Source organism: Paenibacillus montaniterrae (genome assembly GCF_018403185.1).
GTDB classification, from domain to species: domain Bacteria; phylum Bacillota; class Bacilli; order Paenibacillales; family Paenibacillaceae; genus Pristimantibacillus; species Pristimantibacillus montaniterrae.
On sequence record NZ_BOSE01000004.1, the window covers coordinates 481,359 to 501,216 of the forward strand.

Annotated in this window: 19 protein-coding genes; 2 read left to right on the forward strand and 17 right to left on the reverse strand. The window is 46.2% G+C overall.

Going from position 1 to position 19,858, the window contains the following annotated elements; all coding sequences use genetic code 11:
• Positions 1-58: 58 nt before the first annotated feature.
• The 7 genes from KJS52_RS13680 to KJS52_RS13710 all read right to left on the reverse strand — a co-directional run bounded on the left by KJS52_RS13680 (position 59) and on the right by KJS52_RS13710 (position 7,253).
• On the reverse strand, positions 59-1,696 hold the full coding sequence (locus KJS52_RS13680; protein ID WP_213516027.1) for a glycosyl hydrolase 53 family protein: 1,638 nt from the start codon (positions 1,694-1,696) through the stop codon (positions 59-61).
• A gap of 121 nt (positions 1,697-1,817) precedes the next feature.
• Positions 1,818-2,282 carry a hypothetical protein gene (locus KJS52_RS13685; RefSeq protein WP_213516029.1) on the reverse strand — a complete coding sequence of 155 codons (465 nt, stop codon included), beginning with the start codon at positions 2,280-2,282 and terminating at the stop codon, positions 1,818-1,820.
• A complete protein-coding gene (locus KJS52_RS13690; protein ID WP_213516031.1) occupies positions 2,279-2,887 on the reverse strand; it encodes a hypothetical protein in 609 nt (202 codons plus the stop codon). Before KJS52_RS13690 ends, KJS52_RS13685 begins: the two co-directional genes overlap by 4 nt.
• A 110-nt stretch (positions 2,888-2,997) precedes the next feature.
• The gene (locus KJS52_RS13695) at positions 2,998-4,056 is read right to left on the reverse strand and encodes a matrixin family metalloprotease (protein WP_213516033.1); all 1,059 of its coding nucleotides are present in this window, start codon (positions 4,054-4,056) and stop codon (positions 2,998-3,000) included.
• 122 nt (positions 4,057-4,178) lie between these two features.
• Complete coding sequence (locus KJS52_RS13700; protein ID WP_213516035.1) at positions 4,179-4,592, reverse strand: hypothetical protein; 414 nt, start codon at positions 4,590-4,592, stop codon at positions 4,179-4,181.
• Positions 4,579-6,495, reverse strand: coding sequence for an FtsX-like permease family protein (locus KJS52_RS13705; RefSeq protein WP_213516037.1), 1,917 nt, complete (start codon positions 6,493-6,495; stop codon positions 4,579-4,581). Before KJS52_RS13705 ends, KJS52_RS13700 begins: the two co-directional genes overlap by 14 nt.
• The gene (locus KJS52_RS13710) at positions 6,492-7,253 is read right to left on the reverse strand and encodes an ABC transporter ATP-binding protein (protein WP_213516038.1); all 762 of its coding nucleotides are present in this window, start codon (positions 7,251-7,253) and stop codon (positions 6,492-6,494) included. Before KJS52_RS13710 ends, KJS52_RS13705 begins: the two co-directional genes overlap by 4 nt.
• 243 nt (positions 7,254-7,496) lie before the next feature.
• Here KJS52_RS13710 and KJS52_RS13715 point away from each other — a divergent pair, with 243 nt between their 5' ends.
• Complete coding sequence (locus KJS52_RS13715) at positions 7,497-7,889, forward strand: VOC family protein (protein WP_246563526.1); 393 nt, start codon at positions 7,497-7,499, stop codon at positions 7,887-7,889.
• A 99-nt stretch (positions 7,890-7,988) separates the two neighbouring features.
• Here KJS52_RS13715 and KJS52_RS13720 read toward each other — a convergent pair whose 3' ends face one another.
• From KJS52_RS13720 to KJS52_RS13760, 9 genes are all read right to left on the reverse strand, one after another.
• The gene (locus KJS52_RS13720; protein WP_246563528.1) at positions 7,989-9,038 is read right to left on the reverse strand and encodes an ABC transporter substrate-binding protein; all 1,050 of its coding nucleotides are present in this window, start codon (positions 9,036-9,038) and stop codon (positions 7,989-7,991) included.
• Between the two features lie 117 nt (positions 9,039-9,155).
• Positions 9,156-9,974, reverse strand: a complete 819-nt coding sequence (locus KJS52_RS13725) for a helix-turn-helix transcriptional regulator (protein WP_213516042.1) — start codon at positions 9,972-9,974, stop codon at positions 9,156-9,158.
• A gap of 215 nt (positions 9,975-10,189) precedes the next feature.
• Positions 10,190-10,915 carry a collagen-like protein gene (locus KJS52_RS27400; protein WP_246563530.1) on the reverse strand — a complete coding sequence of 242 codons (726 nt, stop codon included), beginning with the start codon at positions 10,913-10,915 and terminating at the stop codon, positions 10,190-10,192.
• 424 nt (positions 10,916-11,339) lie between these two features.
• Entirely contained in the window at positions 11,340-12,152 is an 813-nt protein-coding gene (locus tag KJS52_RS27405) for a collagen-like domain-containing protein (protein ID WP_246563532.1), read from the reverse strand.
• A 301-nt stretch (positions 12,153-12,453) separates the two neighbouring features.
• Positions 12,454-13,230: an ABC transporter permease gene (locus KJS52_RS13740; RefSeq protein WP_213516044.1), complete on the reverse strand. Its 777-nt coding sequence runs from the start codon at positions 13,228-13,230 to the stop codon at positions 12,454-12,456.
• Positions 13,231-13,266: 36 nt separating this feature from the next.
• Positions 13,267-14,064, reverse strand: a complete 798-nt coding sequence (locus tag KJS52_RS13745; RefSeq protein ID WP_213516046.1) for an ABC transporter ATP-binding protein — start codon at positions 14,062-14,064, stop codon at positions 13,267-13,269.
• A gap of 85 nt (positions 14,065-14,149) precedes the next feature.
• Entirely contained in the window at positions 14,150-15,160 is a 1,011-nt protein-coding gene (locus tag KJS52_RS13750; RefSeq protein ID WP_213516048.1) for an ABC transporter substrate-binding protein, read from the reverse strand.
• A gap of 6 nt (positions 15,161-15,166) precedes the next feature.
• On the reverse strand, positions 15,167-16,624 hold the full coding sequence (locus KJS52_RS13755; protein ID WP_213516050.1) for an aryl-sulfate sulfotransferase: 1,458 nt from the start codon (positions 16,622-16,624) through the stop codon (positions 15,167-15,169).
• 27 nt (positions 16,625-16,651) lie between these two features.
• The gene (locus KJS52_RS13760) at positions 16,652-17,497 is read right to left on the reverse strand and encodes a MarR family winged helix-turn-helix transcriptional regulator (RefSeq protein ID WP_213516052.1); all 846 of its coding nucleotides are present in this window, start codon (positions 17,495-17,497) and stop codon (positions 16,652-16,654) included.
• A 475-nt stretch (positions 17,498-17,972) separates the two neighbouring features.
• Between KJS52_RS13760 and KJS52_RS13765 the strand changes: the two genes are divergently transcribed.
• Positions 17,973-18,962, forward strand: a complete 990-nt coding sequence (locus KJS52_RS13765; RefSeq protein WP_213516058.1) for an iron-hydroxamate ABC transporter substrate-binding protein — start codon at positions 17,973-17,975, stop codon at positions 18,960-18,962.
• 523 nt (positions 18,963-19,485) lie between these two features.
• Here KJS52_RS13765 and ppnP read toward each other — a convergent pair.
• Positions 19,486-19,797 carry a pyrimidine/purine nucleoside phosphorylase gene (gene ppnP, locus KJS52_RS13770; RefSeq protein WP_213516070.1) on the reverse strand — a complete coding sequence of 104 codons (312 nt, stop codon included), beginning with the start codon at positions 19,795-19,797 and terminating at the stop codon, positions 19,486-19,488.
• Positions 19,798-19,858 lie beyond the last annotated feature (61 nt).

Sequence of the window (19,858 nt, forward strand, 5' to 3'; positions counted from 1 at the left end):
ACAGCCCTGGCGAATCGAAATGATTTCGATCTGCCAGGACTGTTGTTGGTTTTTCGGACTAGTTCGTTTTATATAGCTTTACTTGATCCAGATTGATCCAGTTGTTAGCATTTGCGTTGGAATACACGCCAATTTCGATTTGCCCGTTCGTTACTTGAATATTGTCAATTTTAACCTTCACCCATTTTGTAGCGCTAACTGGCAGATCGACATTGCGCTCTGCGCCTCCGTAGTTTTTCGCATATAGCTGCACCGTGTTCTGTCCGCCGCTGTTCAGCACCCATGCCGATAACGTATACGTTCCATTGCTCAAGCCGGAAAGCGTTTGATAAGTAGATGCTTCATAGGCTGCGTCGCTCCAATGAGTCAGCTTGTAGCTGCCAGTAATACCGTTTTCTTCAACTTTTATGGCATTATAGGAAGCAGTATTGGCTGCCCAGCGATTCCAGCCAGTTGGAGTGGTTGTCCAGCCATCCGCCTCAAAGCTGTGATTGGTCACCAGATTAGTCGGCATGCTTTCGCTAAACACCGAGACGGTAGACAGCACATTGCCGTCAAAATCGAACAGTGTTTGGTTGTCCCAAGGATTGGACAGCAGGCCTGTATCATTGTTGTACAGCTTGCCTGCCTCCGAGCCCCAATGCGCACCGTCAACTGGCAGCCAGGTCGGCTCCCACCAGAAAATGCCGCGCCCGCGATTATTCGGCACATCTGCTACAATTTCCTTCAAATCACGCAAATACGCCGTTTGACCGGCAACTGTTGCCGGATACCCGCCAATGCTCTCTTCAGCCGTATAGAAGGAATTGCCCAGGCCATCGCCATCATCAAGCGTAAAGCCGTAAGCGGTTTCCACAATCATCACATCCTTGTCGTAACGGCTGCTAATCGCATTAAGATTATAAGCCAGTTCGCCCATCGTTCCATGCCAGAACGGATAATAGGTTAAGCCGATAATGTCATAATCCACATTTTCCGCTTCAATCTTGTCAAACCACCATGTATACAAATTATTGTCGCCGCCATGATCAAGATGCAGCACAATTTCAACATCCTCATTGCTGGAAAGTGCAGCGTTAATGCCGTTAATCGCTGAGCTCATCAGCTCGCCAAGCTTGGTGAAATCATCGATGCCACCGCCAACCTTGCCATCGTCCCATAAAATGCCGCTGCTCGCTTCATTGCCGACCTGAACCATTTCTGGAAGCACACCTGCTGCTTTCATTTGCGAAATAACGCTATTCGTATAATTATAAACGGTTGTCAGCAATTGACTGTACGTTAAGCCTTGCCACGCTTTAGGCTTGTTCTGCTTGCCTGGATCAGCCCAAAAGTCGCTGAAGTGAAAATCAACCAGCACATCCATGCCAAGCGCCTTTGCTCGTTGGGCTAGTGAAATGGTAGTAGCCAAATCATTGGTTCCACCGCCGTAAGGATTGCCCGAGCTATCGTATGGATCAACCCACAGACGCAAGCGAACAGCATTCATTCCGTAATCGCCTAAAATTTCCAAAGCATCCTTTTCAACCTGTTGATCGTAAAATTTGCCGCCGCGCTGCTCTACCTCTTGAAGCATGGAGACATCTCCACCCATAATAAAACTGCCGGCTGCTTTTGCTTCCTTTGCTGGAGTAATCATTGGTGTAAACAGTGCACAAACACAGGCTAAAGCAATTACTTTTAACCATACACGCATTACGATGCAACTCCTTTATAATTGGAATATTGTTACAATATCAATTATAAAGCGGTTGCAAATGCGGTGATATATAATAAAAATCTTTCATCGATATAAAAATTATACGACAAGCAATTGTTTATTCATCCGCAATCAGCTTTCGGTATACGCCATTTTCTCGCTCATAGGCGATGGCTTCACTTGTGTCGATCCCTTTAATTGCCCACAGCTTTGTCCCTTCAGCTAAAAAATTTGAAGAGTTGTCTGGCGTCTCCTCTGTTTCAGTACTGGATTGCGTAACGACCTCGCCGATTTCCTCCTCGACTTCAGCTTCGGAAATCGTTTCTTCTGTTAGACGATAAATGGTATTGTTCCACTTGACCGATTGAAAAGCAAACGAAGCATACTTTTCAGTTATAGAATCATTGGCTTGATTGGAGTCTTCTTCTTGCGCTGTTTTGTCCTCCTGCTTGGCCTGCAAGCTGTTCATTAAAGGCCAGCCTTCACCCCTCTTTGCTGCAGGCGCTTCCTGCGAGGAATTATTTTGTTGGTTAGAACAAGCGCAAAGCAAAAGAATAAGCAATACAATTAGCTTTACTTTCATATCCCGTTCACCTTGCCCCTCTGCTCCAAAATATAAACCCCATCATCTTCGTTAATCGGTCTATATTTGCCGTCGCTGGACTTGTGCAAGAACAATTTAACCTCCTGCTGCTCCTTTAATAGTGTCGTACTTTCTGAAATCACCGTCACCTCACCGTCAAAGCCGCCCATTTGCGAAACGGTAATAATCTCGTTGGAGGCCAGATCTCCTTTTAGCACATCCGCAATTTGCACATTGACCTCCGTTGTATATTCAACATATTTGCCTTTGGTAAAGGTACTGCCGACTTCTTCGACAACTGTGCCCTTTATGACTAAGTCCGCAGCTTCCATTAGTTCCTGCTCATTTTTATAAAAAACTGACCAGCCGGGAGACAAATAAACGACGACACTCTCATCGTGATGTTCAGTGGACCGCTTACCAGCAGCAGTTGCTTGTGTGAAAGGAAATAGGCTGTTTCCAGCAAAAATGCTCGAGTTGGTGATAGAACTTGTATCTGTTGATGCTGTGCTTAAACCAGTCGATATTGTGCTTAAATCATTTGGCCCACTATAGGAACAGGCGCTAAGCAGCAGTAGTGTAAATACCATTATTTTCAATTTCATCCACTGTTCACCTCATCTATCTTAACGAAATGCTAGCGTGGAAGGTTTTAAAATAGCAAAAAAAAGTATTCTCTCCAATTTGAGAGAATACTTTTTCTATAGTGAAGTCATTAATTATGAGCATCAATCAGCTTTTTATTCAACGTCTTACCCGAGCCAAGGTTTGTATATGACCCTTGCTCCAGCAAATAGATGCCGTCATCCTCATTAATCGGTCTATACGTGCCATCGCTCGATTGACGCAAAAATAAAATTGCCTCCTGCTGCTCCTGCAAATGGGTGGAGTGCTTGGCAACAACCTTTACATCGCCGTCAAAGCCTCCCATTTGCGAAACGGTAATTTGCTCGCCTGGTGCCTTTTCCCCTTTTAGAACATCTGCAATTTGCAGTTTAATTTCGGTATTGTAGTCCGTATAAATTCCTTTCGCAAAGGTGCTGCCAATTTCTTTGCTAACTTTCCCTTTTACGACGAGATCGGCTGCCTTCATTAAAGCTTGCTCATCCCCATAATAAACGGCCCATGATGGCTCGATATGAACAACTCTACTGCCTGCTGCCGCATCCGAATGCGAAAGCGGTGCAGCTGTTTTCGTTACGGGATAGAGGCTATTTACTACTGCAATATCCGAAGAGGACGGGGATAACGCCCTCGCTGGCGTCCCGTTGCTGTTAAATGTGTAAGGATGCATAATAGACGAGGTTTCTGCAACGGATGCATGCTGCAAGCCTAAGGAATGACCTAGCTCGTGGCCAGTCAGCCCCGCTAATATACTGCTTGTATATTTGGAATCCGAAGTGTAATGCTTGTTTAGATTAAGAACTGCTTTAACAATAAAGCCGTTATCCAGCGTACGGGTGCATAATCCATCCCAATCAACGTCAGACCGTGAAACATCTAACGAATAGTAGTTGTAATTTGCGCCTGCAGCTCCTGTTGCGGTAGAAAGTTTAAAATTCGAATGATTTCTCCATTTGGCCGCGCCGTTCGACCAGTGCGTATGCGAAGCGGAGCTTACAGTATACATCGTTTGTACTCTGCTTGCCCATTTGCCGGAGGTTGGCACTGCGGCCGTTGCAGATGCTTGTACCAGCAAGGAAATCCCAAGCAAAACCGCAGCAGCACTAGCTATCAGCTTTGCCTTTGCCCTTTCGTTCTTTAAACCGACCATACAATCACCCTTTCTGTTAAGCGCGGGACAGCATGATGATGTTAAGCCAAAATTCTGGAATAATATCCCTACTGGCTTAGACGAAAGGAAGCTTGCATAGGTTGCAGCAGCTTGCTACGAGATTACTTTAGCAGCATAATTTGTGCAGCAATATAGCTGCGATGCTCGCGGCTCATTTTTTGCGGCTTATGGAACTGTATATGAATCGTATCCCCGACAGCAAAGCTGTCCATGTCCAGTCGCTGCCGTTCTTCATCAATTAGCTCTGTATCGTCTTCAATTAATACGGAGCACATATAGCCAATGCTGTTTTCATTCTTTTGTCTAGGCTCATATACCTCCGCAGGACAGTCAAAAATAAATTGGCTCTCTTCTATACTGCTAATGTTAGTAGTAAGCGAATCCAGCTTCTTAGGTTCTTGACTGCAACCATTAAGCAGCACGCTTGCAAGCAGTAAGCCTGCGAATAGACTAACCGTTATCCTTCTACGCATAGAATCCCCCGTTCTATATAGCCATACTTTATTTGTTATCATGATTCAGCTCAAGCAGAAGCTTTTTGCTGCCTAGACGAGCTGCAAACGGAATAAAAATGATATATGCCCCTACTAACAGCAGCACTGGAATGGTATAGATAAACGTATAATGAAAATGCAATGTAGTCTCAGGATCAATCAGGCTTAAAACAAATGTTAGCAGTACTCCGAGTATAATGCCAAAAATGATTCCCGAAATCAGATAGGTCGTCACTTGCGTAACTATGAAACCAACAACTCCCCGCTTCTTCAATGAAATTGCGCGCAGCACTGCAATTTCTTTACGTTTCGCACGAATGTTATTAAATAGCGTTTGATATACAGCCAGCATAATGCTCAATAACATAGCTACCAAAATAACGATAAAAATCGTCCAGCGCTGTAAAAACATGTCTTTGTTGCGTACAAGCTCCTCTTGCAGCGTGCTAATGACTAGCTCAGGGTAGTAGCTTTTAAGCGTTTCGAGCTTATAGAGCGCAGCTTCATCAGGCTTAGCCTGAATAAATGCTTTGGAGAATTTCGCATCAGGCTGCGTCATTTTCATAATACTCCAGTCTAAATAAGCATCCCCGTAAGTAGGCATCTGCTCAACAATCCCTTGCACTGTGACCTCCATTACAGGTATGGTTTGCTGGTACTCCTCTGAAAAAACGCCAAGCAGCAGCTGTTCTCCCCTACTAACTCCAAGCCTTTCAGCAGCATGTTCACTTAGTACGACGCCGTCGCTGGAATATGCCGTATCAGCAGGCAACAGGTCCAGATTTTCTAGCCGATTTAGCTGAACAAAAGCAGCATCAAAGGAATAGCTACCTGTTTCTGTCATCATTTCCATATGCGATAATGTACTAACTGCAACAGCAGTTTGTTCACCTAATGTGCTATCAATTCTTTCTGTCAGCTCTGCTTGATCAAGCTTCGTATCCCAGCCTAGCTTGCTAGTTAGTATAATATCTGTAACAAACTGCGAGCGTATATAACGCTCCCCGTTTAAATTGACGGAGTGCAGCAGCGTCGTACCAAACACGGTTATGATCATCAATGTACTAGTAATTAGCATGATGAACGTATTGCGCTTCACCTGTGGCAGCATATGCTTCACGCTCAAATAAGGCACAGTTCCGAACAAATGCTTCAGCTTGGGAAGCAGGCGCGTCAGCAGCGACGTAAAGTAGATTGGAAACAGCATATACAGCCCTGTTATTAGAAAAAGTGCTGCGGCCAATACAGTACCGGCTGCTGGATTGATGTACCCGCCGATAAAGGCAAGTAAAAGACTTAGAGCCACTAAGATACGCCCTGCTATTTTTCTTCCTTTACCAAAGCTGAAGTTTAGTCGTTCATTGTGCTGCATAAATTTAAGCGGGAGTACATTTGAACAGCGGTAGGCTGGAGCAACCATAAATAGTTGAATAGCCAGCATACAGAGCAATGTAATAACGATCGCTTGCAAATGATGAAAGCTGCTGGTTGCAAGATCAGAGCCTAGTAAAGTCGCTAGGTATGGCTGAAAGAAATGAAAGCTAAGCCATGAGACGATAAAGCCGACAGTTCCGCCTGTTACATTTAATATCGCGCTTTGACGCCACACGATATAAAATAACTGCTCAGAGGAAGCGCCTAACGCGCGCATAACCGCAAACTGGTGGTTGTTCCTGTAGATGTACATTTCAAAGTTGGCAATTATAACCATAGATACAACGATTACGACTAAAATAGACAGCACGATAATAAATCCATTAAGGGCAAGCAAATCGCGCTTGGTTGCCTCATCAGTCTGTGCAGCAACACCAAACATCGTAACAATTAACGATACCGCCAATGCAATGCACAGAATGGAGGAAAGAACCATATACTTATTGCTTTTAAACAGCTTGAACGCCACATCTTTTATCGTTGTGATCATACACCCGCTTCCTCCAGCATTGCTTTCGTTTTTGCTAGAATTCTATCAAGATCTCGCCCGTCCTGCGTGCATACATACTCGTCTACAGCTTGACCATCATGAAAAAAGAGCACTCGATCCGCCTGTGATGCAACATATGCATCATGCGTCACTACGATCATGCTTTGTCCTTTGCTCTGCTTCATATTTTTTATAATCACAAGGATATCTGTGCTAGTGTTGTAGTCCAAATTGCCTGTTGGCTCATCCGCCAGCAGTAGTGGGGGTGATGAGATCAACGCTCTGCCTATAGCTACCCGCTGCTGCTGCCCCCCTGAAAGCTCTACAGGACGATGCTTTCTCCATTCTATCAATCCAAGCGCATCAATCATCCCGTTGACTTCCTTCTTAATGATCGTCTCGTCCATATTTTTCAGCACGAGCGGCAACGCAATATTGTCCTCTACCGATAAGTCCTTAAGCAAATGGTACGATTGAAAAATAAAGCCTACATTTTCACTACGATACTGAGTAGCCTTGGGCTCATCAAGCAGTTCTGTAACCTCTTGACCATTTAGTATAATATTGCCGCTATCTGGCGTATCCATCGCACCTAGAATGTTTAGCAGCGTGCTTTTGCCTGAGCCGCTAGTTCCCATAATCGCCAACATTTCTCCCTTTTGCACATCAAATGAAACCTGTTTAAGCGCTTGGACCGAATGATTTAACATTTGATACGACTTGCAAAGTGCGCGAACCGATAAAACAAACTCTCTCATAGAATCCCCCACTCCCTACTCTCTCTTTTCTATCGAACTATAATTACTGCTTTTTCCAAGAAGTGTAACTAATATAGCTGAATATTCTGAAATTTTCAACAGCTATTTCCAATTTTTTGAGCTATATATTGCTTCTATATATGGTAAATACATTCCATTTGTATTATACTGAGCCTAAAGATAGATTCGCATTGTGAAATCAAGTTTCATCAAATGAAACTTGAAGTAAGGAGGCAAATAGAAATGTCCACTTTTTCTTTCTCTGGTATTGATCATATTCAGCTTGCTGCCCCTCAAGGCTGCGAGACTGACGCTCGCCGTTTTTTTGGAGAGCTGCTAGGCTGGAAGGAGATCGCCAAGCCGGAGCCGTTAAGGCAGCGAGGCGGAGTTTGGTTTCAATGTGGCGTGCATGAGGTGCATATTGGCGTGCAGCAAAACTTCATCCCCGCTGCTAAAGCTCATCCTGCATTCGCGGTTCGCAGCCTGCAGGCTTTGCGTCAGCATTTGCAGCAGAATGAAATTGCCATTGTGGATGATGATGCTCGCTCGGAGCAAGGGATAAGCCGCTTTTATGTTAATGATCCGTTTGGCAATCGGCTCGAGTTTCTTGAGCAGGTATCGCCTTTAGATCAATGATGCAACCTATTTATCGCAAATATACCGTCACAAAAAAGTCTAGGGCGCGTCTCTCCTAACGAGACATGCCCTAGACTTTTTCTTGTTGATACAACCCGTTTACTTGACCATGGCCTCTCCAAGCGCCTCGATCCCGTAAGTATGACTTAAAGGACCATAGGCAAGCGCCAGCTCGCCGTTAATACGGTATACATGCTCTGACTTCACCGCATTCAACTGCTTCCATACCTCGCTGCTGCTTTCCCATTCATCGGTTATCGCAGCTAGCGATGTATCGAACATATTGAAGTAGCCAAGCACCAGATGATCAGGATTCAACTCGCTCAAGCCTTCCAAAGAAAGCTGCGCGCCTTCTGTGCCTAATTCACCTTCAAGCGGCTGCAAGCCCAAGCCTTCGTAGTAGAGCGTCAAGTAATTGCTGCCCTGCAGCCATGCGGCATTGTTGCGAACCTGCAAAAAGGCTACCGTTCCTTCAACATTAGCCAACGCCTGCTTCGTCTCTTCTACTTTGGCATTAAAGTCGGCAATAAATTTCTCTGCAGCATCCTCTTGCCCCAATATTTCGCCAAACGCCGTCACTAAAGGCTTCCAGTCGGACCATACGTTCACTTTCTCCTCATCGATCACCACGGTCGTAGCAATTTTGTCCAGCTGCTCGATAATCGCCGCGTTCGTCTGATTTCCCGCGATAATCAAATCCGGATCATAGGCAAGCAGCTCTTCCATATCCACCTCGGTGTTTTCACCGACAAATGTCCAATCGTCCAGCTTGTCTACATATGGCTTGTACGCTTCGCTCTCCATAGCCGTATGCTCGCGGCCGAATGGCGATACAAGCGCCAGAGATGGCAGGTCAAATAGCAGGATGGAATCTGCATAGCCCCAATGGACGACCGCTACCTTTTGCGGAGCCTGCTCAATTACGACCTCACCTTTTGCCCCATTATAGGTGCGTGGGAATTGTGCAGCTTGATTCGTTTGTGATGCTTCATTATCGCTTGCGTTATTTGCTGTATCATTTGCAGGCGCTTGATTGCTGCTGTTAGAGCTGTTATTGCCGCCAGTGGCCTGATTTTGCGTATTTCCGCCGCAGCCAGCCAACAACATAATGATGATTAGCAGCAGCATTCCGTACATCGATTTCTTCATCTGTAAACATCCACCCTTGTCTCTTTATATGATAACAATTCTCATTATCAGTAAATACAATAGCATTACTGCCGTTAAATGAGAATAGAGAATTTCCTGCAACGATGATGGACGATTTCATTTCGCGCTTTGCATCACTTGGCTTGGCGGTGTTCCTTTATGTTTCTTATACAAGCGGCTGAAATAATAAGGATCGTGATAGCCTACACTCCGCGCTACAGCCGCAACTGTATATTGGCCTGTCATCAGCATTGCCTGTGCCTGATCCATCCGATATTGTATTAAGTAATCAATTGGCGCAATCCCTGCAAATTTTTGAAACAACGCCGAAAAATATTTCGGCTTAAGCTGGCAGCGATCTGCAGGCTGCTTTAAGGTTAGCGGCTCCATATAATGAGCTTGGATGAACTGCAGCATTTCCTCCATCACCGGATAAAGCTGACCGTTTTGCTGCTGTCGCTCCGCTTGCAGCAGCAGGCTGACAATGCGGTAAAACAGTGACTTTTTCTCTAGCTGTCCAATTGCCCCAGGCCTTTGCGCCGCATGCAGTAGCTGCTCCATAAGCTGATGCAGCAGCGGATCACATGTCTTGCCCAGTTGCGTTACATCGGCTAGCAGTTGTGCTTCCTGCATGTCCAAATTTTCTGGCATATAGTGCAGCAAGCAATATTCGAACCCTTCGCTTCCAACCTCGATTTCCAAATGCATATTGTAGCCGCCTATTAAAGACGCCCCGGCAGATAACGGAATCGAACGCGAGCCATTGAAGGTGAAGGTAGCTTCTCCCTTTAAACCGATCACAACGCCGCAGCGAGTGGTCGGCTTGTCGATATGTCCGCGGTATACTCCGTTTGGCTCAAGATAGGTTCGATAAATGCCCTCAACGTAAAACGGAGCCTGTAAAAAAGCTTGTGCCAGCGCCTCGTAACGTTCCATTTGCAGTCCTCACTCTCCGTCAGCATGATGTCTTTATTGTAGCTTGTTTCAAGCTTTAAGTCAGCAGGTCTGCATCGTCGCCAAAGCAACGCGAGAAACGGGAAAGCAACAAAAACAGGGGAATTGTCTGAGTTAGTGCTAGCAACTCCCTGCATATTTATTATTTTTAGTTGATAGTAATCTCTCCAAGTGATTGGTCGCTAGTGTCAGGTCGCTCAAGACAATATTGGAGTTACATATAATTGAATCGCACTTAGGTGGGCTCCATTCATTAGTCCATTTGGAAAATATCCGTTTGCCACCGAAAATGAAATGGAATGATCTTGAGTAGCGGTAAATGTATCTACTAAATTTATGATTTGTTCTTGAGGTGTACCAACTGCATTACTAATTCGAATGACAGGATAATAATGACTATAGGTATCGGTACCATAAAAGAAAAATTGAGGTCCCCAGTCACCAATACTAATAATATCGAGACTCATTTTAGTGAATATTTCCATTTTATATTTTTGCCCAACAATAAGATCATCGCCGAATGTTTGGTTAAATACGCTTTGTTGTGTAAGAGCATCAAGACCTAAATTATAATCAAAATTTGAGAAAATATAGAGTCTTCCGTATCCTGCTGCCATTCCAGTTGGACCTTGCGGACCGGTCGGACCAGTATCTCCTTGCGGACCAGTATCTCCTTGCGGGCCAGTATCTCCTTGCGGGCCAGTATCTCCTTGCGGACCAGTATCTCCTTGCGGACCAGTATCTCCTTGCGGACCAGTATTTCCTTGCGGACCAGTGGAACCCGGTACTCCCGTTGGGCCCGTCGCACCGTTAAACCCATTTTGTCCGTTAAGTCCTCTCGATCCAGTAGGCCCAGTTGGGCCAGTTGGGCCAGTTGGGCCGCTCTCCTGTTCGGCTTGCAATTTTTCATTCTCTGTTGTCATATCCATCTAACTCCTTTGCCTTTAAATGGGACTTGCTATTCGTCCAGGCAGATCACAATAGCTGACTGTTCAGTTAAAGCAAGGTTACGCTACAGCGTTCTGTTAATCTGACTTGTACACATTATTCATATGACAAGCTACCTGATTAAGTGTGGGGGAAGCACCACTGAAGCTTAAATATGCTTATCCCTAGCTGACCGTTAGCTCTATCATTGGACATAAAAAGTGCTGACCCTCTAAGCTTAGATTCTGCAATCCAAGTTTGAGGGTCAGCACCAATAGGATATTTTTGGTCCAATCTTCATTTAATAGTGTAACGAACGATGTTACACCTATTTTGACAACAAACCGAGCTGCAACCTTAGCTTCTAATCGGCTCCGAGCTCACGACTCCATCAACATGCTCTCCCTGACTATGGATCTACTAAGTCAAAGCCACGAATGATATACTCGCAGAAGGAATAGAAATAAGCGGGGTGGTATAAGAAAATAAACTCGTTGCAGCTCCAATATCGGTCAGTCTTAATCTCACGGAGATTCCACCATTCACGATGGAAGTCCCGCTCAGCAGCTGTATGTGGCCAGAATAAGTGTCCGTACAGACATTGGTTGCTGAATATAATTTACTTTGTGCATCATCATTTGGAGCAAGCCCTACAAATGGACGCCCGCCCTGATTACCAGCAGCGGTTATGTGAACATGAAAAGTAACCAGGAAGATATGATTCGCGCTCAAAGTAAAGATGGACCCTGTTTCGTCAAGGGTTACCAACTGATTTACCCCCAGATCATTATCGACTTCAAACCCGGTAAAATTACCAATACCACTATACCACTGTTCTAAGCTCGTACTAAACGACTTGAACTGACTTAAGCCCGGTGTAAACCCGACTGGGCCGGTCGGACCCGCGTTCCCTTGCGGACCGGTCGGACCAGTATCTCCTTGCGGGCCAGTATCTCCTTGCGGACCAGTATTTCCTTGCGGACCAGTATCTCCTTGCGGACCAGTATTTCCTTGCGGGCCAGTATCTCCTCGCGGACCAGTATCTCCTCGCGGACCAGTATCTCCTCGCGGACCAGTATCTCCTCGCGGACCAGTGGAACCTGTTACTCCCGTTGGGCCCGTCGCACCGTTAAACCCATTTGTTCCGTTAAGGCCTCTCGGGCCAGTAGGCCCAGTTGGGCCAGTTGGGCCGATCTCCTGTTCGGCTTGCAATGTTCCATTCTCTGTTGTCATATCCACCTAACTCCTTTGCCTTTAAATGGGACTTGCTATTCGTCCAGGCAGATAACATTAGCTTTCTGTTCAGTTAAAGCAAGGTTCCGCTACAGCGTTCTGTTAATCTGACTTGTACACACTATTCATATGACAAGCTATCTGATTAAGTGTGGGGCAAGCACCACTGAAGCATAAATATGCTTAACCCTAACTGACTGTTAGCTCTTTTATTGAACATAAAAAGTGCTGACCCTCAAAGATTAGATTCGGCAATCCAAGCTTTGAGGGTCAGCACCCATACGATATTTTTGGTCCAACGTTAGCGTCTGATTGGCTCCGAGCTCACGACTCCATAGCGGTAGAGCAGCTTTTTGCCTAACAGTCCAACCAGGCGATCTGTGAAGAAACCAATCAGCCCCAGGCAAATTAAGCCGACAAAAATCCAGTCGGTGCGGAAAAACAGCCGTGAATTCCAGATCAGGTAGCCCAGTCCTTCATTGGCAGCAATCATTTCTGCGCCAATGATCGCCATATACGATGTACCCATTGCCAAACGAATGCCTGTAAACATATACGGCACTGTAGCTGGAATTACGACATAGATTAAAATTTGCCACTCGGATGCGCCAAGACTCCGCGCGGCACGCACTTTGTCTTCTTCTACTGCCAACACGCCTGTCAATGTATTCATCATCACAATAAACAGAGTTGCATACATAATTAGCGCAATTTTCGACTGCTCGCCTATGCCAAACCATACAAGAAACAGCGTAATGAAAGCAATCGGCGGAATAAAACGAATAAAATTAAGAAATGGCTCGGCAAATACACGCACAATCGCTACGCGGCCAATGATTAGTCCGAGTGGAATCGCAATCAGGCTGCCCAGTACCCAGCCAACAAAGACGCGATAAAAGCTGATGCCGATATAGCTCAGCAATGAGCCGTCCTCGAGCAGTTCAACTGCACCGTTCCATGTCGCAACAGGACCTGGAATAATATCAGGCCCATAAATGCCTGCCGCGATTTGCCATACGGCAATGACGAACAACCACAGCAATACAACCGAGACCCATTTATGTGTGAGCAGTTTCATCTCCCTCATCCCTTTCTCTCTATCGGAAATTCAAGCTTAAATCGAATATTCATGTTCAAAATGCCCTTGGATTTGTTTTTCCAACGCCAGGAAAGGAGCGGAGGATGGGTCTCTCGGGTACGCAAACGGCACCTCATAAATATGCGTAATGTTGCTGGACGGACCTCGCGTCATAATGCCGATCCGCTGCCCTAAAATTAACGCTTCTTGAATATCATGCGTAACGAAAATAACGGTTTTCTTCGTTTGCCGCCAAATTTGACTCAATTCCTTCTGCATGCTGCGCCTCGTCATCGCATCAAGCGCGCCAAACGGTTCATCCATCAATAATATATGGGAATCGTTCGCCAACACTCTCGCAAGCTGCACCCGTTGCTTCATCCCGCCAGAAAGCTCGCGCGGCAGCTTTGTTTCATGCCCCTTCAAGCCAACCAATTCAATAAAATGATCGGAAATCTCTTTGCGCCTGGCTTTGGCGAACTTTTGCATTTTCAAGCCGAACTCCACGTTCTCTCGCACATTAAGCCAAGGAAAGAGAGACGCATCCGCCTGCTGAAATACGACTGCGCGATCCTGGCCTGGCTTGCGCACCTCTGCGCCGCCTACCTGCAGCTGCCCGCTTGTTTTCGCGACAAAGCCAGCGATCATATTTAGCAATGTAGACTTGCCGCAGCCGCTCGGACCAAGCAGCACGAAAAACTCTCCGCCTTTAATGCTTAAATCGACATCCTGAATAATATAGTGCAGCTCTCCCTTTTGCTTAGTGCTATAGCTTTTATTCAAGCCGGCGATCGTAATCGTTTGCTGCTCTATTACATGTGCTGGTAGTGACATCATCATTCCTCCTATCATCCTAGCGGCGGTCGCTCCCTTTCTCGCATTTGAAAAGAGCGCGGATATTACCAAGAAGCTCAACAAGCTACGGCTCATATGTTACACGTTCTGGCAGCACTTCCTTCAATGCCTCCAGGCGCAGCTTATCCTTAACAGCAAAATCCTGCTGAATAATGCCTTCCGCCACCATATAGTCCTTCTGCTTATTCATCGTCTCGTAGGCCTGTTCGGAAAATTGCAGCGACCATCTGACATTTTCCAAATCAGCCAGCGTCATATCGCGAGGCTGCTTCACCTTCTCAAACATAATATCGGCGACTCGCTCGGGGTTCTCTTGAATGAACTGACTAGCTTCCTCAATCGCACGCAAAAAGTTTTTCACACCTTCTGCATTTTCCTCGAGCAGCGCATTAGGTATAATGATTTCTCCGCCCGTGCGCACCTCTGTTTGCGACATATCAGTTAATTGATGAACCCCAGGCAGAGAAGCGAATTTGTCAATCAAGGTCGCGCCCGTCACCCATACCGCGTCAATTTCACCGCTTTTCAAAGCGACATAACTTTCGTCAAATCCGCCCTGTCCGATAATCTCAACATCATCACTCGTCAGGCCATGCTGCTGCAAATATTTATCCCACAAATAAGAAACGAAGGTGCCACGGAAATTGCTTACCTTCCTGCCCTTCAAATCTGCTGCACTCTGAACCTCATCTCGTACAAACAGCTTCCAGTTGGCAGCATCCTGCTCGCTCAAGCCCGTGCCTGTCGAGGCGATAATCGAATACTCGCCTTTACTGACGGCATTGAGTACGGGAAAGTCCGCACCGTAGGCAGCATTTACTTGATTGATGAATAAGGCGTTGATCCCTTCCGCCGGTGTGGCGAAGGTAGCAATTTTCGCATCAATATTGTATTTTTCGAAAATGCCCTCTGTTAGCGCCACTTGAAAGGTAGGATTCGAGACCGTATCGGCAATCGTTAACGAGAGCTTGCCGGCCGCTGCTTCCGATGGCTGCTGCTTGCCGCAGCCTGCCAGCACAGCGAGTAAGCTTAAGCTTATAAATGCGTAAAGCATGGATTTGTGTTTCTTTCTCATCGCGATCTACTCCTCTTGATTAGCATTTGCATTGCGCTCGAGATCGCTCGCTACGCATAGCGCTCCCTCGACAAACTGCCGCTCCGTGCCAACAACTTCAACTACAGAGCTTGCACCAGCGGCTGCCGCGCCCGGCACTCGGAAGCTGGCGATGTCAAGCGGCTCAATCGCCGTCTCCTGCGGCTTTTCCAATTGCGGCACCCACTCATAAGGGACGCGATAAGCGCGATAAACCATATTGGCGTTAAAGTTTGTTTTGTACGGCGAAATATATTCCCAGACGATTTCATACTCTGCCGTCACCTCGAAAATTCGTCCATCCGCCCCCTCTGTAATGAGCGTATTGCCGTTTGGCAGGCGCTGTGCCGAGCTAATATACGGGCTGTAGAAGCGGTAAGAGTCCATCGGCTGCAAAAATCCGGCCGAGCTCGGCGTGTACTGCCATTCAATTTCCAGCGTAACCGGATTGATTTCCAGTACCCGCGAATAGTCGCGCCACGCATTTTTGCTGCCATATGGTGAAGCGGGATTCGGCAAGCCATAGCCGGCCCAGCCGCCGTTATCGAATACGAGCAAATTCCCTTCCCCAGGCAAGCCCTTCGGGATAATATGAGCATGATGCTGTCCGATAATCCAGCCCAAATGCTTCAGCTCAGGCTTGGAGAAGTCGGGGCCAAGCTGCCACACAATTTTCCCTGTTCGTTTGTCGGTAATTGCAATAATGTTAGACTCGCGCGCATCCCAAATGATATTGTCCGGATGAAAACGCTCATCGCCTGCATCATAAAACTTGTTCGGCCCTACGAGCGAAACCGAGTTAATATGCATCCAGTCACCGGCCGTCTCATTGCCGAAGGATCTGCCGTTCGGATCACGGAACAGTACATTTTTAGCAGCCTCATCAAAGCCCAGTTCGGCAAAATGATCACTCACGCTCCACTCCCAGACAATATTGCCCTGCCAATCCACTTCCAGAATGACATCGTCCAGCAGCTCTTTGTCGGAAATTTCTGAATTCTTAACGTTGCGATGTGCCAAAATGATCGTATTGCCCTCGTTCGTTAATGGCTCCTGACCTGGCGCATAGTAGCCGACTGGACTGCCAGTGCGCTGATAGTCATGGTGCTGACGTGCCATCCATTGCGGCTCATTGTCCGGATCTTCGATATATTCCAGCTTATTGAAGCTCCATACAATATTTCCTGCAAAATCAACCTGCACCAAATCCACCTCGTCCTGAAAGCCGTACTTCGGATCGCGCTGCTTCGTACTGCCTAGCACATAGCCGCCAGGAAATATTTTGTTAGGAAAGCCTCTCAGCCCTTTCCATAAATGAACCTCCTTGCCGCTCATATCAATCAGCAGCGCTCCTAGCCCTGCGGCCTGGTAAATCGTGTAACCGCTCCATGCCTTTTGTGGATTGTAAATCGTAGTACCAGTTGGATAAATTGTTGGATGTCCCATCTTCAACACTCCTCTATTTTTGTTTATTTAATAGCTTAATAGCGAGCCACCCTGCTGTCGTTTGGCTTGCTGCGCCAGCTGCGTCTGCTCCGCTTGTTGATGCGTTTGCTCTGCCTGTTGCTGCGTCTGCTCCACTTGTTGCTGCGTTTGCTCTGCCTGTTGCTGCGTCTGCTCCACTTGTTGCTGCGTCTGCTCCGCCTGTTGATGCGCCTGCTCCGCCTGTTGATGCGTCTGCTCCACTTGTTGCTGCGTCTGCTCCGCCTGTTGATGCGTCTGCTCCGCCTGTTGATGCGTCTGCTCCACTTGTTGCTGCGTCTGCTCTGCCTGTTGCTGTGCTGGCTCTGCCTTCGCTTTTTGTCTCTCTACTTGCTCATCAGTTTGCCTAGCATCAATCACTGCTGAGCTCTCCAGCTTGGCGACAGCTAAAATTTTTTCAGACATGCCTTGCAAATTTTCAATCAGCCTCTTGTAAAAGTGAAGCTGATGCTCCAGCTCCTGAGCAGAAAAGCCGTGAAACAGAACATCTGCATGAATATGACCAATATGGTGATGGCGCTCGATAAAAGCCTGGCCTAAATCGGTTATGCGCAAATAAATCGCTCTTCTGTCTTCCTTGTAACGTACTCGCTCTGCCAGTCCTTGCTCTTCGAGCTTATCGCACTGAGCCGTTATTGCGCCCGACGTCAAATCCATTTCCTCAGCCAAATCAGAAAGCCGCTGCTCGCCTGAACTCATGACCCTTCGCAAAATCATTAGGCCAGGCAGGCTAATTCCTTCTATCGAAATTTTATCCCGCTCCTTGACAAATTTTCTGACAGACTTTCTAAATAAATGGTCCAGTTCCTGGAGCTTTTCCCTGCTTATCTGTTCCATGATCCCTCCTAAAGCTTTTCAAGCTGTGTCTCTGTCTGTTGCGAATACATATGCTCGTTTCCCCGCCTGTACGCAAAAAGGCACGAAATGAACCCGCATCCTTTGGTCAAGGGTAGCAAAGTTATTTCGTGCCTTTAGTCATCTAATCGGCAGCTGCAATATTTCAGCAGAAAATGATTTAGCATTAAACTATTCAACAGTAAAAATATGATCAATGAATGATCTACAGCTAGATTACTCCAATAATTCCTATGTGTCAAGTGGGATTTATAAATATTTTTATACTCTCAAATTATTCGCAGCTAGCAGCAACCCATGCTTGCATGTTAGCCTGCTAACAAACTCGACGCCTCTACTTTAATTTTTTCAAAATGTATTTGACAACTTCTGAGCTGATCCCTATAATAAATGATGTTCAACACGAAAATGATAATCATTATCAATATTATATTTATCTATTAGGGGGATTTCATTCATGTTTAACAAGCAACACTATCTTATTACCGTATTATTGCTATTAATGCTGATCGTTAGTGCATGCGGCAATGCATCTACGAATCAGTCCACAAATACTGCGCCAGATGCCACCAGTTCGGACGACACTAATCAGTCCGCCACTACCTCACCGCCTGCTGAAGAAAATGCTTCAACCATTACCTATCAATCTGAAAACGGCCCAATCGAAATTCCAGCCAATCCAACACGAATCGTAGCACTGGCAAGTGCACCGAATGTGATCTCACTTGGCGGAACAGTCGTTGGCGTTGATGAATGGACAATGGGCAATCCGCTATTTACAGACAAGCTGGATGGAGTGACTGTTGTATCCGAGGCTAATCCTGAAAGCATTATGGATCTAAATCCTGATTTAATTATAGCTGGCGCGCATATGTCCAATCTGGAGCAGCTTGAGAAAATTGCGCCGACTGTTGTATATACGTGGGGCAAGCTGGATTATTTGGAGCAGCAAATCGAAATTGGCAAGCTGCTTAATAAAGAAGAAGAAGCAAAAGCATGGGCAGACTCCTTCAAACAGCGTACAGAAGCAATTGGCAAGGAAATCAAAGCGAATTATGGCGACAACGTATCGGTATCTGTGTTCGAGGTCGATGCTCAAAACAATTTCTATGTATTCGGCAATAACTGGGCTCGCGGCACAGAAATTTTATACCAGGCGATGGGCTTGGCAATGCCTGAAAAAGTAGAACAGGACGCGCTTGGGCCTGGCTACTACACACTGTCGCAGGAGGTTTTACCGGAATATGCTGGAGATTTCATCGTTTTAAGTCTTGGTCTTTCACCTAATAACGAGTTTTTGAACAGCGAAGTATGGAACAACATCCCTGCTGTAAAAAACAAGCAAATTATCGAAATTGACACAAGAGCATCATCATACAGCGATCCAATTACACTCGACTACCTAACAACCATCTTTGAAGAAGGCTTCCTCGGCAAGAAAAAATAAGGGGCAATATCTGAAGCTACAATTGAGCGCGAATGCTCGCCGCACTCACCTAAATACTCAACTCCCACCAAACAAAAAACAGCGCCTCTGCATCCACTGCAGCAGCGCTGTTTCTCATATCGTCATCAAAGTCCGGCATTTTGAACTACCTCTTCCAATCAAAGGTTCAAAATTGGGCTTTCAGGACCAAGAAGATGGCACGATACTAGAAGGCGAGGAGCGCAGCGTAGGCAATAAGCTACGTGAGCACCGGAGCCTTCGGTAGCGTGACATATTCGCCGTCGACTCCGCTACAGAGCAACCGCATCGTCATCAAAGTCCAATTTTGAACCATCCTCTTCCAATAAAAATTCAAAATGCTCGGCTTTCAGGACCAAGAAGATGGCACGATACTAGAAGGCGAGGAGCGCAGCGTAGGCAATAAGCTACGTGAGCACCGGAGCCTTCGGTAGCGTGACATATTCGACGTCGAGTAAGCTCCGAAGCATCACATCGTCATCAAAGTCGAGCATTTTGAATTACCTTACAAGTAGGAGCAAACATAGTCCGTTACTTCTGATACTACCAACTTAAACTTCTCATTTGCAGGAACTTGGAACTCGCCTTCGCCTTGAATATGAATCCACTCCGTTTGTCCGGGCAGCAGTACCTTCAAATCACCAGCTAAAATTTCCATAATTTCAGTCGTATCTGTGCCAAACTCGTATTCGCCCGGCAGCATAATGCCTAGCGTCTTTTTTGTGCCATCTGGAAATATAACCGCACGGCTCGTTACTTTCCCGTCGAAATATACATTTGCTTTCTTAATGACTGAAACATTGTCGAATTGAGACATTTCCATTTCCCCTTTGCATGTTGTACTGTATCATTTTTACTGCAGAAGCGATAGAAAGCAG